Origin of the sequence: Solwaraspora sp. WMMB762 (assembly GCF_049179115.1) — a bacterium.
Lineage (GTDB): Bacteria > Actinomycetota > Actinomycetes > Mycobacteriales > Micromonosporaceae > Micromonospora_E.
The window spans coordinates 3,832,176-3,846,974 of the sequence record NZ_JBMHMD010000001.1 but is presented as its reverse complement, the minus strand read 5'-3'; the positions used below and the strand labels follow the sequence as shown (position 1 = coordinate 3,846,974).

At 70.0% G+C, this 14,799-nt stretch carries 16 protein-coding genes and 1 pseudogene; 11 read left to right on the top strand and 6 right to left on the bottom strand.

Going from position 1 to position 14,799, the window contains the following annotated elements; all coding sequences use genetic code 11:
* Positions 1-43: 43 nt before the first annotated feature.
* The 3 genes from ispD to ACN27J_RS17130 are packed head-to-tail and all read left to right on the top strand — an operon-like array spanning position 44 to position 2,465.
* Positions 44-769 carry a 2-C-methyl-D-erythritol 4-phosphate cytidylyltransferase gene (gene ispD / locus ACN27J_RS17140; protein WP_421367331.1) on the top strand — a complete coding sequence of 242 codons (726 nt, stop codon included), beginning with the start codon at positions 44-46 and terminating at the stop codon, positions 767-769.
* 25 nt (positions 770-794) lie between these two features.
* Entirely contained in the window at positions 795-1,280 is a 486-nt protein-coding gene (gene ispF / locus ACN27J_RS17135; protein ID WP_421367330.1) for a 2-C-methyl-D-erythritol 2,4-cyclodiphosphate synthase, read from the top strand.
* A gap of 9 nt (positions 1,281-1,289) precedes the next feature.
* Positions 1,290-2,465, top strand: a complete 1,176-nt coding sequence (locus tag ACN27J_RS17130; protein ID WP_421367329.1) for a tetratricopeptide repeat protein — start codon at positions 1,290-1,292, stop codon at positions 2,463-2,465.
* Between the two features lie 9 nt (positions 2,466-2,474).
* On the opposite strand, the gene ACN27J_RS17125 is transcribed toward ACN27J_RS17130, so the two are convergent.
* On the bottom strand, positions 2,475-3,644 hold the full coding sequence (locus ACN27J_RS17125; protein WP_421367327.1) for a homogentisate 1,2-dioxygenase: 1,170 nt from the start codon (positions 3,642-3,644) through the stop codon (positions 2,475-2,477).
* 94 nt (positions 3,645-3,738) lie between these two features.
* Between ACN27J_RS17125 and ACN27J_RS17120 the strand changes: the two genes are divergently transcribed.
* From ACN27J_RS17120 to ACN27J_RS17105, 4 genes are all read left to right on the top strand, one after another.
* The gene (locus ACN27J_RS17120) at positions 3,739-4,596 is read left to right on the top strand and encodes a hypothetical protein (RefSeq protein ID WP_421367326.1); all 858 of its coding nucleotides are present in this window, start codon (positions 3,739-3,741) and stop codon (positions 4,594-4,596) included.
* Complete coding sequence (gene fahA / locus ACN27J_RS17115; RefSeq protein ID WP_421367325.1) at positions 4,593-5,843, top strand: fumarylacetoacetase; 1,251 nt, start codon at positions 4,593-4,595, stop codon at positions 5,841-5,843. The genes ACN27J_RS17120 and fahA overlap by 4 nt, the downstream gene beginning before the upstream one ends.
* Positions 5,844-6,062: 219 nt before the next feature.
* The gene (locus ACN27J_RS17110) at positions 6,063-8,804 is read left to right on the top strand and encodes an FtsX-like permease family protein (RefSeq protein WP_421367323.1); all 2,742 of its coding nucleotides are present in this window, start codon (positions 6,063-6,065) and stop codon (positions 8,802-8,804) included.
* 4 nt (positions 8,805-8,808) lie between these two features.
* Complete coding sequence (locus ACN27J_RS17105; protein ID WP_421367322.1) at positions 8,809-9,537, top strand: ABC transporter ATP-binding protein; 729 nt, start codon at positions 8,809-8,811, stop codon at positions 9,535-9,537.
* A gap of 62 nt (positions 9,538-9,599) precedes the next feature.
* On the opposite strand, the gene ACN27J_RS17100 is transcribed toward ACN27J_RS17105, so the two are convergent.
* Positions 9,600-10,070, bottom strand: coding sequence for a hypothetical protein (locus tag ACN27J_RS17100; protein WP_421367320.1), 471 nt, complete (start codon positions 10,068-10,070; stop codon positions 9,600-9,602).
* Between the two features lie 218 nt (positions 10,071-10,288).
* Here ACN27J_RS17100 and ACN27J_RS17095 point away from each other — a divergent pair, with 218 nt between their 5' ends.
* The 4 genes and pseudogenes from ACN27J_RS17095 to ACN27J_RS17080 all read left to right on the top strand — a co-directional run bounded on the left by ACN27J_RS17095 (position 10,289) and on the right by ACN27J_RS17080 (position 11,892).
* Positions 10,289-10,447, top strand: a complete 159-nt coding sequence (locus ACN27J_RS17095) for a hypothetical protein (RefSeq protein ID WP_278171978.1) — start codon at positions 10,289-10,291, stop codon at positions 10,445-10,447.
* 255 nt (positions 10,448-10,702) lie between these two features.
* Complete coding sequence (locus ACN27J_RS17090) at positions 10,703-11,575, top strand: helix-turn-helix domain-containing protein (protein ID WP_421367319.1); 873 nt, start codon at positions 10,703-10,705, stop codon at positions 11,573-11,575.
* Positions 11,572-11,646, top strand: a pseudogene (locus ACN27J_RS17085) (DUF397 domain-containing protein); the annotation flags it as partial. The gene ACN27J_RS17090 and the pseudogene ACN27J_RS17085, both read left to right, overlap by 4 nt.
* Positions 11,641-11,892, top strand: a complete 252-nt coding sequence (locus tag ACN27J_RS17080) for a DUF397 domain-containing protein (protein WP_421372302.1) — start codon at positions 11,641-11,643, stop codon at positions 11,890-11,892. The pseudogene ACN27J_RS17085 and the gene ACN27J_RS17080, both read left to right, overlap by 6 nt.
* Before the next feature lie 100 nt (positions 11,893-11,992).
* Here the strand turns inward: ACN27J_RS17080 and ACN27J_RS17075 are convergent, their stop codons facing one another.
* The 4 genes from ACN27J_RS17075 to ACN27J_RS17060 form a co-directional block, all read right to left on the bottom strand.
* Positions 11,993-12,388: a DUF805 domain-containing protein gene (locus ACN27J_RS17075; RefSeq protein WP_421367318.1), complete on the bottom strand. Its 396-nt coding sequence runs from the start codon at positions 12,386-12,388 to the stop codon at positions 11,993-11,995.
* A 107-nt stretch (positions 12,389-12,495) separates the two neighbouring features.
* Complete coding sequence (locus ACN27J_RS17070; RefSeq protein WP_421367317.1) at positions 12,496-12,768, bottom strand: type II toxin-antitoxin system Phd/YefM family antitoxin; 273 nt, start codon at positions 12,766-12,768, stop codon at positions 12,496-12,498.
* Between the two features lie 64 nt (positions 12,769-12,832).
* The gene (locus ACN27J_RS17065; protein WP_421367316.1) at positions 12,833-13,528 is read right to left on the bottom strand and encodes a hypothetical protein; all 696 of its coding nucleotides are present in this window, start codon (positions 13,526-13,528) and stop codon (positions 12,833-12,835) included.
* Positions 13,525-14,745: a hypothetical protein gene (locus ACN27J_RS17060; RefSeq protein WP_421367315.1), complete on the bottom strand. Its 1,221-nt coding sequence runs from the start codon at positions 14,743-14,745 to the stop codon at positions 13,525-13,527. Before ACN27J_RS17060 ends, ACN27J_RS17065 begins: the two co-directional genes overlap by 4 nt.
* Positions 14,746-14,799: the final 54 nt, after the last annotated feature.

Below are 14,799 nucleotides of genomic sequence, written 5' to 3'. Positions count from 1 at the left end.
CACCCATAGATAGTCTGTTGCCACCTGCACCGAGGACCGCGACGTGACCGCGCACTTCCAGCAACGCGGTGACGTCGCGGTCCTCGTTCCTGCGGCGGGTTCCGGGGTACGGCTGGGACCCGGCGCTCCCAAAGCACTCCGGCCGCTCGGTGGCGTACCGCTGCTGGTGCACGCGGTGCGTCGACTGGCCGCCGCCTCCTCGGTCGCGGTGATCGTGGTCGCCGCCCCACCCGCCGACGTCGCCGCCGTCCGCGACCTGCTCGACCCCGCCACGGCCGGGCTGCCGCTGGTCGTGGTGCCGGGCGGCGCACACCGACAGGCCTCGGTGGCCGCCGCGCTCGCCGCCGTCCCCGCCGGCCCGCAGATCGTCCTGGTGCACGACGCGGCCCGCGCCCTCACTCCGCCCGACCTGGTCGACTCGGTCGCCGCCGCGGTCCGGGCCGGCGCCGACGCCGTCATCCCGGTGCTCCCGGTCGTCGACACCATCAAGTCGGTGGACGCCGACGAGACCGTCCTGGCCACCGTCGACCGGTCGACGCTGCGGGCCGTGCAGACCCCGCAGGGGTTCCGGCGTGACGTGCTGGCCGCCGCGCACGCCGACGCCGTCGATCCGCACACCGACGACGCCGGTCTGGTGGAGAAGCTGGGCGTACCGGTACTCTGCGTGCCCGGGTCGGAACGGGCGCTGAAGATCACCCGCCCGTTCGATCTGGTGATCGCCGAGCACCTGCTCGCCACCGAACCGGCGACCCGTACCCTGCCTTCATGATCGCCCTGCAAACCGAGCCAGCGCGATGATCGTTCCCCGGGTGGGTGTCGGCACCGACGTACACGCCTTCGCCGCCGACCGGCCCTGCTGGGTCGCCGGCCTGCACTGGCCCGGCGAGACCGGGTTGGCCGGGCACTCCGACGGCGACGTCGCCGCGCACGCCGCCTGCGACGCGCTGTTCTCCGCCGCCGGCCTCGGCGACCTCGGCGCCAACTTCGGTGTCGCCGAACCGCAGTGGGCCGGGGCCGCCGGGGTCGACCTGCTGGCCGAGGCGGCCCGCCGGGTGGTCGCCGCCGGCTTCGTGATCGGCAATGTCTCGATCCAGGTGATCGGCGTACGGCCGAAGATCGGCCCCCGGCGCGCTGAGGCGCAGCAGGCGCTCAGCGCCGCCGCCGGCGCCCCGGTTACCGTCTCCGGCACCACCACCGACGGCCTCGGGCTGACCGGCCGGGGCGAAGGCCTCGCCGGCCTGGCGGTCGCGCTCGTCTATCCGTCCGGGCCGCCCGGATAGGCTCGACAGGTGTCGAGCGAGTCTTCCCCCGAGCCGCCCACCGACGTCGACGGCTACCTGCAGCGCGCCGGGCTGCTGGCCGACCTGGGCCGCTACGACGAGGCCGCCGGTGAGATCGGCTTCGCGGTGGCCCTCGATCCGGACAGCGTCGCCGCCCGGATCATGCTGGCCCGGGTGCATCTCGCCGCCGACCGCCCGGAGCAGGCCCTCGCCGCGATCGACGCGTGGGCGGACGATGTGCCGAACCCGTGGTCGGCCGAGGCCGCAGCGACGGCCGCACCGGCAGAGACTGCACCGACCTCGCCGGACCGGGTCGCCCTGCTGGTGGTACGCGGGCTGGCGCTGATCGACCTGCGGCGGTACGCCGACGCCGCCCGGCTCGCCACCGATCTGCTGGCGACCTACCCGGACGACGCGTACGCCCAGCGCAGCGGGGCGGCGATCCTGGCCGGCTCGCGCAACGGCCAGCCGGCGCTCAACGCGGCCTGGCGGGGGGTGGAGCTGGCCCCGCAGGACGCGCAGGCGCATCTGGTGCTGGGGCTGGTCGGGGCCCGGCTGGAGCTGTTCGACCTGGCGCACCGGGCCTACGGGGAGGCGCTGCGGCTGGACCCGCTGATCGGTGAGGCGCAGCACGACGTCGGGGTGATCCACCTGGAACAGCGCCGGTACGCCGCCGAGCTGGCGGTGCTCGCCGAGCGGGCCACCGCGATGGCACCGCCGCCACCGCCGCCCGCGCCGGCCCGGTCCCCTCGGTGGGCACCGCAGTCGCCCGGGTCGGCACCGATGGACCCCCGGCTGGAGCGGCCGCCGACACCCGAGGAGGAGCTGCGCCGGCTGGTGCTGATCGGGGCCGGCTACAGCATGATCGCGGCGGTGACGGTGGCCTGCCTGGCCGGCAGCGCGGCGTCGCGCGGCTGGGCGGTGGTCGCCGCGCTCGGCGGGTTCGTGCTGGTCTGGATTCTGGCCCGGCGGGTGCCGGGTGGTCGGATCCTCGAGGTGGTGGCGCAGCTGGTGGACCGCCGGCTGGCGACGGCGGTGTACGCGGCGGCCGCCGCCCCGGTGCTGATCTTCTGCTACGCGGCGATCGCCACCCCGTGGCTGCTGGTGTCGGCGATCGTCGCGGCCGCCGTCGCCCAGTTCATGGTGCTGCGCCAGGCCACCGCCCGACCACCGGACCAGCGGTAGCGCGCCGGATCAGCGGGCGTTGCCGGCCCAGGTCCACGCGTACCCGGTGTCCTCGACGGACAGTGCCGGGTCGCAGAGGTCCAGCGGCCGGAAGGTGTCGACCATGACGGCGAGTTCGTCGAAGTGGTCGGCGCCGAGCGCCCGCTCGACCGCGCCGGGCTGCGGCCCGTGGGTGAACCCGGCCGGGTGCAGCGAGATTGAGCCCTGTTCGATGCCGGAGCCGCGCCGCGCCTCGTAGTTGCCGCCGGTGTAGAACAGCATCTCGTCGGAGTCGACGTTGTGGTGGTTGTACGGCACCGGGACCGCCTGCGGGTGGTAGTCGACCTTGCGCGGCACGAACGAGCAGATCACGAAGTTGGGGCCGGCGAACGTCTGGTGCACCGGCGGCGGCTGGTGCAGCCGGCCGGTGATCGGCTCGAAGTCGTAGATGCTGAACGCCCACGGGTAGAGGTGCCCGTCCCAGCCGACCACGTCGAACGGGTGGTGGGCGTACACGTGGCGGGTCCAGCCCTGCCGGTGCCGCACGTAGACCTCGACGTCGGTGCCGTCGACCAGCAGCGGTTTGCCCGGCCCGCGAACATCGCGTTCGCAGTACGGCGAGTGTTCCAGGAACTGGCCGCGTGCCGACAGGTAGCGCTTGGGTGGTCCGATGTGGCCGGTGGCTTCGACGGTGAGCAGCCGCAGCGGCACGTCGTCGACGGGCACGATTCGATGCACCACCGATGTCGGGATGATCACGTAGTCGCCGGAGGTGACGCCGAGCACCCCGAAGCTGGACTCGACGCGGGCGGCGCCGGACTCGACGTACAGGCACTCGTCGCCGGTGGCGTTGCGGTACAGCGGGGACGGCCGGTCGGCGACGACGTACGAGATGCGCACGTCGTCGTTGGCGAGCAGTGGTTGCCGGCCGAGGACGGCGTCGGTGTGGCCGGTGTCCAGCTTGTGGGTGCGCAGGTGCCGTGGGGTGAGCGGGCGGTTCGGCAGCCGGCGGGTCGGCGGCGGGTCGTACGACTCGGCGGCGACGATGGCGGTCGGCAGGTGTCGGTGGTAGAGCAGGGACGAGTCGGCGGAGAAGCCCTCCTGGCCCATCAGCTCCTCGGCGTACAGGGTGCCGTCGGGTTGGCGGAACTGGGTGTGGCGCTTGCGGGGGATCTCGCCAACGCTGCGGTAGTAGGGCATGATTACCCTCCGTATCTCCCCGTTGACCGGCCGGTAGCGTCCGATAACCGGACGCTGTTGTCCGTTAATCGTAGAATCCACTAGGTTCGAAGGCGTGTCAATGCAGGTACCCAGGATCTTCACCGGCCTTGTCGACGACGCCGCGGTCTTTCCGCCGGGCAACGCCGACCTGCCCGACGCGATCACCGCGCACCGTGGCCACCGCACCGCCTGGTACACCGACCTGGTCGGCCCGTTCCTGCTGCCCGCCTCCGAGATCGACGTGGCGCGGCGACTGGTCGGGCCGGGTGACGAACTGGAGATCGGCCTGATTGGCGACACCGGCGTGGCCGCGCTGCCGGCCGCCGTCGAAGCGCTACCGACCGACCGGATCCGGCCCCGGCAGGTCGAGGTCGCCGTCGCCAAACGCGGCGAGGACCCGCAGCCCGGCCTGCGCGCGCTGCTCACCGCCCTGGCCGGCTGGCCCAAGATCAGCGGGTACGCGGAGGTGCCGCTCACCTGGGGGCTGCTCGCCGCCCTGGACAGCCTCGCCGAGGCGCGGGCCGGCGGCGTCGACGTCGCCGCCAAGTTCCGCACCGGCGGGCTGGCCGCCGAACTGTTCCCCACCCCGGTCGAGCTGGCCGCCGTCATCTGCGCCTGCCGCGACCGGGCGCTGCCGTTCAAACTGACCGCCGGCCTGCACCACGCCATCCGCGACACCGACCCGGAGACCGGCTTCACCCACCACGGCTTCCTCAACGTGCTCGCCGCCACGATCACCGCCGCCGAGGGTGCCGAGGTCGCCGAGGTCGCCGAACTGCTCGCCACCACCGACGCCGCCCGGCTGATCGAGCCGGCCCGTACGCGCGGCGGTGCCGACCGGCCGCTGTGGGTAGGTTTCGGGTCGTGCAGCATCACCGACCCGCTGACCGACCTGGTCCGGCTGGGGCTGATCAACGGAGGATTCGCGTGACGACCTGCTGGGTGCCCGGTGCCGACGGCTCACCGTACGGGGTGCAGACCCTGCCGTACGGTGCCTTCCGCCGCAGGGGCGGGGCCGGCGCGCCCGACTCGCCCGGCGGCGGCGCGCCCGGCGGTGGTGGGCAGCGGCTCGGCGTACGGATCGCCGATTTCGTGCTCGACCTGCGCGGCGCGGAGGATGCCGACCTGATCCTCGCCGGCGGTGCGCTGTGCGAGCCGACCCTCAACGCCTTCCTGGCCCTCGGCCGGGCACAGTGGACGACGGTACGGCGGCGGATCGTCGAGCTGCTCACCGAGACCGAGCACCGGGCCGCCGTCGAGCCGCTGCTGATCCCGCTGTCCGAGGTAGACTTGGTGCTGCCGTTCGCGGTCGGTGACTACGTCGACTTCTACTCGTCCGAGCAGCACGCCAGCAACGTCGGGCAGATCTTCCGCCCCGGGCAGCCGCTGCTCACCCCCAACTGGCGGCACCTGCCGATCGGCTACCACGGCCGGGCCGGTACCGTCGTCGTCTCCGGTACGCCGATCGTGCGCCCCAGCGGGCAGCGGCGCAGCTCCGACGGCCCGGTCTTCGGCCCGTCCCGCCGGCTCGACATCGAAGCCGAGGTCGGCTTCGTCGTCGGGGTGCCGACCGCGCTCGGCGACCCGGTGCCGACCGACCGGTTCGCCGACCACGTTTTCGGCGTGACCCTGGTCAACGACTGGTCGGCCCGCGACATCCAGGCCTGGGAGTACCAGCCGCTCGGCCCGTTCCTGGGTAAGTCGTTCGCCACCTCGGTCGGCCCGTGGGTGGTGCCGCTGGAAGCCCTCGACCACGCCTGGGTGCCGGCCCCGGCGCAGGACCCGCCGGTGTTGCCGTATCTCGCTGAGGCGTCACGGCGCGGCCTGGACCTGTCGATCGTCGTCGAGTGGAACGGCACCCGGGTCAGCGAGCCGCCGTTCGCCGGCATGTACTGGACCCCGGCGCAGCAGTTGGCGCACCTGACCGTCAACGGCGCGTCGCTGCGCACCGGCGACCTCTACGCCTCCGGCACCGTCTCCGGTGAACGGCGTGACCAGGTCGGCTCGTTCCTGGAGCTGACCTGGGGCGGCACCGAGCCGGTCAAACTGGACGACGGGTCCGAGCGCGCCTTCCTCGAAGACGGTGACACCGTCGTCATCTCGGCCACTGCCCCCGGCCCGGCCGGCACGACGATCGGCTTCGGCGAAGTCACCGGCACCGTCGCGCCCGCCGCCTGATCCGGTCGGGCCACCGCCGCCTCCGTCACCACCCCGGCAGACGTCACGATGTGAGGCTGAGATACCTATCCCACTCGTCGATAGGTATCTCAGCCTCACATCGTCGAGGGAGCAGCCGGTACGGGGACCTGGCCGACGCGATCTTCGCCGCGTAGAGCGGCCCGCTTGCCGATCACCGGCGCCGTGGTGTCCACTCTGCCCAACCGGTAGGTTGTAACGGTGTTGCGGATCGTCTGGTCGCAGATCATCCGTCGATGGACCCGGTCGGTCGCGCTGCTGGTCGGGCTTCTCGTCGCGGTCACCAGTTTTACAGTGCTCACCGGCACGGCCGAGACGGCACGACTCGACGTCATCGGCACGGTGGAGGCGAACGCCCGCACCGCGTACGACATCCTCGTCCGTCCTGCGGAATCGATTTCCGACCAGGAGACGGCGACCGGGGTGGTTCGCCCCAACTTCCTCACCGAGGCACCCGGCGGCATCAGCCTGGAACAGGTCGACACGATCCGCAGCCTGTCCGGCGTGGAGGTGGCGGCACCGATCGCCCTCATCGGTATGGCCGTCCCGGAGCTTCGTGTCCCGTTGGACCTGTCCGATGTCGTGCCGGACGGAGAACGATCGGCCTTCCGACTCACCGTCAACTGGCGCATGGACCGTGGCTTGAGCACGATCGGGCCGGACGAAGCCTACGTCTACTTCACTCCGAACCCGGTAGCGCACCAGGACATCGTCAGGGTCACCGACGAGGACCCGTTCGGCAGCTTTCTGAACGAGATCCTTCCGTCCGGCGCGCGGGTCAACATCTGCGGCAAGGCGCTCGACCTCCAAGCCGGATCGTCGTATGAATCGACGGTGAGCGAGAGCGTGCAGTGTTACTCCCTGAACGAGGACAGCCGTGAGTACGCCGACCAGGCGTTCCTGCTCGACTGGCGCATTCCGTACGTCCTGGCTGCCATCGACCCAGCGGCCGAGGCGAAGCTGATCGGCCTGGACGACGCGATGGTCTCCGGGAGTTATCTGCCCGACAGCCGGGCTGCGGTGGCCGGGGAGGACGACGATTGGACCCGGACGATCCCGGTGATCGCGGCCAGCGACAGCTACGTCGATCAGCAGGCGATCGTGGAAGTCGAGCAACTGCCGCGCGACGTCGCGGAACAGTTCGTCGGGACGAGGGAAAGCATCACCGCTGCGGACAGCTTCGCCGACACCGCCTCCGGGGTCCCGGTCAAGTCGATCGAGGTCGACGGCGGTGCTGCTGACGCGTTCCTACTTCGCGACCTCGGACATACGTTCGGCAACGAGGTGGGAGCCTACTGGACGGCTGGACCGGTCGAGTGGGACACCGGGCCCGACGGCGCGCTGATCCCCCGGGACCAGGCGATCGCCAGCGAGGTGTGGCAGGGGGTGCTCGGCGGTCGGACCGGTACCGAGCCGATCGCGGCCGACGACCGAAGCTTCCGTGAGCTGCAAGCGCACAAGCTCAGCATCAGCCGAGTAGTGACCCACCCCAGGTTCACGTTGACCGGCCGGTTCGATCCGGAGCTGATCGACACCTTTTCGGCCCTGTCCGAGGTGCCACTGGGCGCCTACCAGTCGCCCGGTCTGGAAGGCGCGGATGAGACCTCGCAGCGGCTGCTGGGCGGAGCGCCACTGCTGCCATCCAGCAACCCGGGCGGCTATCTGCAGCAGCCGCCGCTGCTGCTGACCACTCTGGATTCGGCGGAGTCCTTCTACGGCAGCTTCGACCGGTCTTCCGGGCCGGGGCCGGTGGCGGCGGTCCGGGTGCGGGTCGCCGGCGTGACCGGCATCGACGAGGTGTCCCGGGAACGGGTCCGGGTCGTAGCGGAGCGGATAGCGCAGGCCACCGGCCTGCACGTCGACATCACCGTCGGCTCGTCGCCGACCGAGCGGACCGTGGCGCTGCCGGCCGGCGAGTTCGGCCGACCCGACCTGTCACTCGCCGAATGGTGGTCGAAGAAGGGCGTCGGGGTGGTGATCAGCGAAGCGGTGGAGCGCAAGTCGCTGATCCTGTTCGTCCTGGTCCTCGTGGTCTGTGCGCTGTTCGTCGGCAACTCGTCCGCCGCCGCGGTACGTGCCCGGCGTACCGAACTCGGCGTACTCGCCTGCCTGGGCTGGCCGCGCCGGTCGTTGTTCGCCGTGATCCTGGGCGAGCTGCTGCTCATCGGGCTGGTCGCCGGTGCCCTGGGCGCAGTGGCGGCGTGGCTGGTCGCCGTTCCGGTCGGTGCCGACGTGTCGTGGTCCCGGGCGGTACTCGCCGTCCCAGCGGCGATCCTGGTGTCCCTTGCCGCCGGCCTGGTCCCGGCGGTGCAGGCGTCGCGGGCCGATCCCATGGCAGCGGTCCGGCCACCCGTGGTCGCTGGCCGTCGCGCCCGGCTGTTTCTCGGACTCACCGGCCTCGCGGTGGTCAACCTCCGCCGGACCCCGGGCCGTACGGCGTTGGGCTGCGCCGCGTTGGCCGTCGCGGTGACGGCGCTGACGCTGCTGGTCGCCATCACCTGGGCGTTCCAGGGTGTCCTGGTCGGCAGCCTGCTCGGTGACGCGATCGCCGTCCAGGTGCGTGGGCCGGATCTGGCCGCCGTGGTGGCGATGCTGGTCCTTGCCACGGTCGCGATCGCCGACGTGGTGTTCCTGAACGTGCGAGAGCGGGCCGCCGAGTTCGCCGCGCTGCAGGCGACCGGCTGGACACACGCTTCGACAGCCCGCCTGGTCCTCACCGAGGGCGTGCTGCTGGGCCTGCTCGGAGCCGTCCCGGGAGCCGTCCTCGGGCTCGGTCTCGCGGTGCTGCTGGCCGGTGGCGCGCCGGAGGCCAGTCTGGCCCGGCTGCTGCCGGTGGCCGCCACCGTGGCGGGTGTCGGCGTGCTCGCGGCGGCCGTCGCGACCATCCCACCGATCCAGTCGCTGCGGCGCCACCCGGTGACCCGTCTGCTGGTGGAGGAGTAGACCGATGGCTTCACCCGTCGTTGAACCGGGCAGCACGAGCCCTGGGAAAGGTCAGCCGATGGTCCGGGTGACCGGCCTGTCGAAGAGCTACCGTACGGAGGCCAGCGAGCCGATCCACGCCTGCCGCGACATCGACTTCGAGATGGACGGCGGGGAGATCGTCGCCGTGATGGGGCCGTCCGGGTCAGGCAAGTCGACGCTGCTGCACCTGATCGGGGCGCTGGACACGCCCGACTCCGGCACGATCGAGGTCGCCGGTGAGTCCGTCACCGGGGTCAAGGGACGCCGGCTGGCGGAGCACCGGCGGCGCATCGGATTCGTGTTTCAGCGGTTCCATCTCCTGCCCACCCTGACCGCTGCGGACAACGTCATCGCACCGTTGCTGCCGTACAAGGTCGGTTTCGACAAGCGGGCCAAGGCGAAGCAGCTCCTCGGCGCGGTCGGGCTCACCGGCCGAGAGGACTCGTTGCCGTCGAAGTTGTCCGGCGGGCAGCAACAGCGCGTCGCCATCGCCCGGGCGCTGGTCAACGATCCGATGCTGGTGCTGGCCGACGAACCCACCGGCAACCTGGACAGCCAGACCGGAAACGAGATCATCGACCTGCTCTTCGGCCTGCGGGACCGGCTCGGCACCTCGCTGATGATCGCGACCCATGATCCAGGGCTGGCCGCCCGCTGTGGCCGCGTCGTCCAGGTCCGCGACGGGCGGATCACGGAGGACACCGGGGCGTGAGCCAGCGCCGGCGGTGTTCGCCGGGCGTCGGCCAGAATGGTGCCCGGCCAGAACGGCACGGGTCAGGGCGGGGTGAGGCCGGCGTACTGCAGCACGGCCCGGATGCGTCGGGCGGCGGCCGGGTCGCGTCGGTCCAGCACCGCGAGCGCTTCCAGGAACAGTTCGCAGTACGTGCCTCCACAGTGCCGGCAGCCGCCGGTCCGGTCCGGCATGTGCCGCTCGGCCATCCGCTTGGCGATCTTCGCGACGAGCGCCAGGTTGCCGTCGGGCGGCGGCCCGTCGTCAGCGGCGTGACCGGGCCCGTCGTCGACCTGGTCGGGCTCGCTGTCGATCCGGTCGTGCCCGCCGTCGCGGGGTGCCGGGGCGACGCCGCGCGCTCCGACCAGGTTGAAGCGGGGGTCGGTGTCGATGTCGGTCTCGCCGGGCACCCGGCTCGGCAGCGGCGGGCGGCCCGCTGTGGGCCGTCGGTTGATCTGTTCCGACGGTTGCGGCCGGCGGGTGAACCGGTCGGGCTTGTCATTGCGGTACGCCATGATTCTCCTCGCGTCAGTATTGCCGTCCGAGATAGTCGTCTGAGATTGCTGGTCTGTTGTTTCACCGGCCGCCGTGGAAATTGCACGCAGGTCGGCGGCGCTGTGGCGTTGGTGTCTACGTCGGCGGGGGTGGCGGCTGCGGGTAGGTCATCGCTCCGCAGTCCGGACACCAGCGACTCTTCACCTTGAAGCTCAGCAGACCGGCGAGAAATCCGATCATGGCGGAGCTCGTCATGGCGATCCCGAAGCCGATCGACGACATCGCTTCACCCTCTCGCGTAAGCGTGGTGAGCTGGGGTTTCTCCGGCGGCGTGGCGGCCGGACGGCTCGGGGGTGCCGTGCCGGCCGCCACGCCTGATTGGGGAGAACGGCGCTGACCGTTCGGATGGTTTGCCGGCCCACCGATCGGTCATGCCGTATTCGTCGACGAAAGGTCAGCGCCGATTTGCGGCGCTTCGATCCCGTTCCCGAACGAAGAAGAGTCTGTCGGTCAATCTGCGCCAACGCAACAGTGTCGGGGCCATGTGGTAGAGATATGGCCAGTCAGTCGAATAGACCTCGGTCGACCGAGAGTTGACCTGCCAGACGCGCATGATCAATCCGCAGGTGATCAATTCCAGGAGGTGGCACCAATGTCCTCGGCCCTGTTGAACTCGTCGGTACCGCGACGCCAGCTCGGTCGGGAGCTGCGTCGGCTGCGGGAGCGGCTGGCCCGGGTCCCGCAGACCACGGCGGCTCGGGAGCTGGACTGGTCGGCGACCAAGCTGCTGCGGATGGAGCGCGGTGAGGTGCCGATCCGCGCCGAGGACGTGGTGCTGCTCTGCGAGCTGTACGGCGCGGACCTGCAGACCATCGAGGCGCTGGCCGCGCTGGCCCCGAAGACCAAGGAGAAGGGCTGGTGGCACGACTACGCCAGCATCCCGTCCTGGTTCGAGCTGTTCATCGGCCTTGAGGAGGCCGCCTCCCACCTCCGCGAGTACCACACCGGCCTCGTTCCTGGCGTGCTGCAGACCCGGGAGTACGCGACCGCGGTCTTCGCCCGCAGCCCGCTGCGGCTGTCGCCGGAGGTGATCGAGCAGCGGGTGGCGGTCCGGCTGCAGCGGGCGCAGTTGCTGACCCGGATGGAGCCGATCCTGCCCCGGTTCGACATCGTGCTCACTGAGGCGGTGATCCGTTGGCCGGTCGGCTCCGGGGCGATCATGGCGGCTCAGCTGCGCCGGCTCGCCGAGGCGAGCGAGCTGCCGAACGTGTCGATCCGGCTGATCCCGTTCAGCGAAGGTGTCCACGGTGGGCTGCTTACCGGCGACTTCCGGCTGATGGACTTTCCGGCTGAGCTGGAGCCGACCACCGTCTACGTCGAGGGCCTCACCGGCGCTCTCTATCTAGACCGTCCCGATGAAGCCGCGCGCTATACGATTGCCTTCGATGACCTGACGGCCGCCGCGCTCGGTCAGGCCGCGACACGTGACCTCCTCGCCCGGACCGCAAAGGAGTACGAGTCATGATCGACCTGTCCACCGCCACTTGGCGGAAGAGCAGCCGCTCCAACGATCAGGGCAACTGCGTCGAGGTGGCCGACGCTACCTGGCGCAAGAGCAGCCGCTCCAACGCTCAGGGTCACTGCGTCGAGGTGGCCGACACGACGTGGCGCAAAAGTACCCGTTCCAACGACCAAGGTCACTGTGTCGAGGTGGCCGACGAGTTGGGCGGGGTGGTCGGCGTGCGGGACTCCAAGGACCCGGCCGGGCCGGTGCTGGTGATCTCCCCGACGAGCTGGTCCGCCTTCATCACCGCCACCAGGACCAGTACCTTCAGCGCCTGACCGTGCGGCACCTGCGTTGACGTCACGATGTGAGGCTGAGATACCTAACCAGCTCGTTGATAGGTATCTCAGCCTCACATCGTCGACGCTGTCGCAGGCGTCAGACGGCTGAGCCGAACCCGGCGACGTTCTTGGGGTCGGGGCCGAAACGGTTCGAGCCGGGCGTGCCGTTCTGCACGTAGAACACCAGCAGGACGATCCAGCCGATGATCGGGATCAGCCCGATCAGGATCCACCAGCCGGACCGGTCGGTGTCGTGCAGCCGGCGTACGGCGACCGCCAACGACGGCAGCAACAGCGCCAGGCTGACGAGCAGGCCGATGACGCCGTTGGTGGAGTCCTCGAAGTTGGTGCCCAGCGCGGTGTCGAGGATCGAGGTCACGATGCTGACGAGGAGAGAGAAGAGGGCGAACCACCAGTACTCGGAGCGGCGGGCACGTCCGCTGAACCCGACGTACTGGGTGAGAACCGAGCGAACTGCAGCGGTAAACGACATGACGCCTCCAGCGTCTCAAGCGGAGCGATCCGTGACACTCAGGGTAGGAGGCTGTCACAAGTGGATCTTGCCCGCCTGAGCGCACGACGCCCGTAAGGCCTGCGCCTCTACGAACGGCGCTTCAACTCACCGAGGACCTCGTCCATCGGAAACGTGTCGCCCGAGGCGAAGTCCTCCCGGGACTGGCGGAGATCCGCGAGGGCTTCGGCGTCGGAGAGCAGTTCCAGCGTTTCCCGCATCGACTCGTACTCGGCCACTGAGATCAGCATGACGTCGGCGCGGCCGTTGTGGGTGATCGTGAAGCGGTCGTGCTGCCGGGAGACCCGATCGGCGAGTTCAGCGATACGAGCCTTGGCCTCAGTGATCGAGATGGTCTCCACGGCAGCCATTCTGGTGACCGGTCAGAGTTTTGACTATCAGCTACGAACCCGCCACAGGTCCGTACTATGAGCGCAGCGCGTTCTTGATCTTGCTGGCGGCCTTGTCCACGCCGTGCATCACCTTCTGAGCCGTACCGCTGCTGACCTGCAGGAGCATGCTGGCGCTCAACGCCTTCTCGACCTCGGACAGGCCCTCCTGCGCCGACCCGCTGAGCCGGGTGGCCGCCGCCTGCATCACCTGCTTGGCCTGGCCGTCGTCGGCCTTCTCCGCGCAGTTGGTCAGCGACTGCGCGTTGAGCACGCCGAGTGACAGGGTGGCGAACGCGGCGTTGAGCCCGGCCGTCTCGAAGGTCAGCTCGTCACCGGAGCCGTTCATCAGGAACGACGAGATGATCTTCTCGTCCATGCCGCCGGTCATTCGGGCGGTCGGACTGACGTACGTGGGCATGCCGCCCAGCTCGCCGATCAGCGCCTCCCAGGTCTGCACCCGCTCGCTGGTCGACGTCCTGAGCCGGCCGTACAGTCCGGCCAGGATCGGGTTGGGGGTGCGCCGGGTCAGCATGGCGAACAGGTGGACCCCCATCAGGTCGTGGGTCGTCCACGCGGAGAGCTGGTCGGCCAGGAACGGGCCGTTCAGACCACTGCCAGTGGCGAAGGTGGCGAGTCGGTCGTCGTCCACCGCCCGCTCCGGCGTGACCGTCACCATCGGGCCCGGCTTGATCATCGCGCCGGTCTCGGTACGTACGGCACTGCGCGTCATCGCACGACCTCCTCTCGAACCTTCTCGCGGGCGTACTGCTCGGCCGGGTACGGGCCGTCGGTGATATTGCGGTACTCGCGGCCGTTGCGCTGCGCGTTCTCGTCGATGACCTGCTCACTCGGTGCGCCACCGGCGTTGACCGTCGCCATGTGCTTGATGTAGCGCTCCGGCCACTCGGCGACGAAACCGGTGCCGAACGTGGTGATGTCCACCTGTTCGGCGATCACCTCGCGGATGAAGTCCTTGTTCGGCTGGAACTTCGTCGGCTGGGGCATCTCGGCGGGGAGGATCTGCTCCGGCTCCCGGCCGTTGTACCGGCGCAGCAGATCGGCCGCCACCTTGAGCTGCTCGATCTCCATCGCCAGGTTCAGCTCCCAGACCTGCTTGATCCGGCGGTCGTCCTCGTCCTGGGCGAACGACCAGTACATGTAGCACTCGTTGTACTCGTGGTGGACGAGCTGCTCCAGCCAGCTCTCCGCCGGGTCGAGCATCGACTCGTACTGCGTGACGTGTTCCTCTTCCACCATCGCGATCTCCAGGTAGAGACCCCGGGCGATCGGCTCGACGAACTCCGGACCCACGTTCATGTAGTAGTTCATCGTCTGCTGCTCGGCGGCCGTGATGGTGATGGCGTGCATCCGCGACAGCGGATCGACGGTGTGCTTGTCGTAGTGCTTGCGGACGTTGTCCTCGGGGTGGCGGTGATGGTGCGACGTCGGCCGCCCCGGCATGACCTCGGTCAGGTAGTCGACGATCGCCTCCGCCTTCTTGCCCTGGGTCAGCTCGTACAGGTTGGAGTAGCGGTAGAGGTGGTCGAAGTCCTCCAGCAGGCCGAACTTGTAGTTCTGCCGCAGGTACGGGTCGGGCTCGTTGCGGGCGACCCAGGCGGTGATGTCGGTCGCCACCTGCTCGTACCCGAGTACGACCTCCAGCACCGACTCCTGGCCGGGGATCATCCAGTTGATCGCCTTCTGCTGCTGTTGCTCGATGTAGCGCAGGTAGGCGAGCTTCTGCCGTAACTCGATGTCGTCGACGTGCCGGTTCATCTGGTGGCTGAACGTGATCGCCTCCACCTCGATCCCGTTCATCACGATCACCCGGCACCGGGTGTACGGATCGACCCCGTGCGGCTCGTACGGCTCGACGTTCAGTTCGGACCAGCTCCGTAGCTGTTTCTCCAGCGGGATGCCGGTTTCTTCGAGCGGGTTGAAACGCATCGCCTCTCCTTCTCGGGGCCGTCCGGCACATCGCCGGCTGCCTGCCGCGCCGGC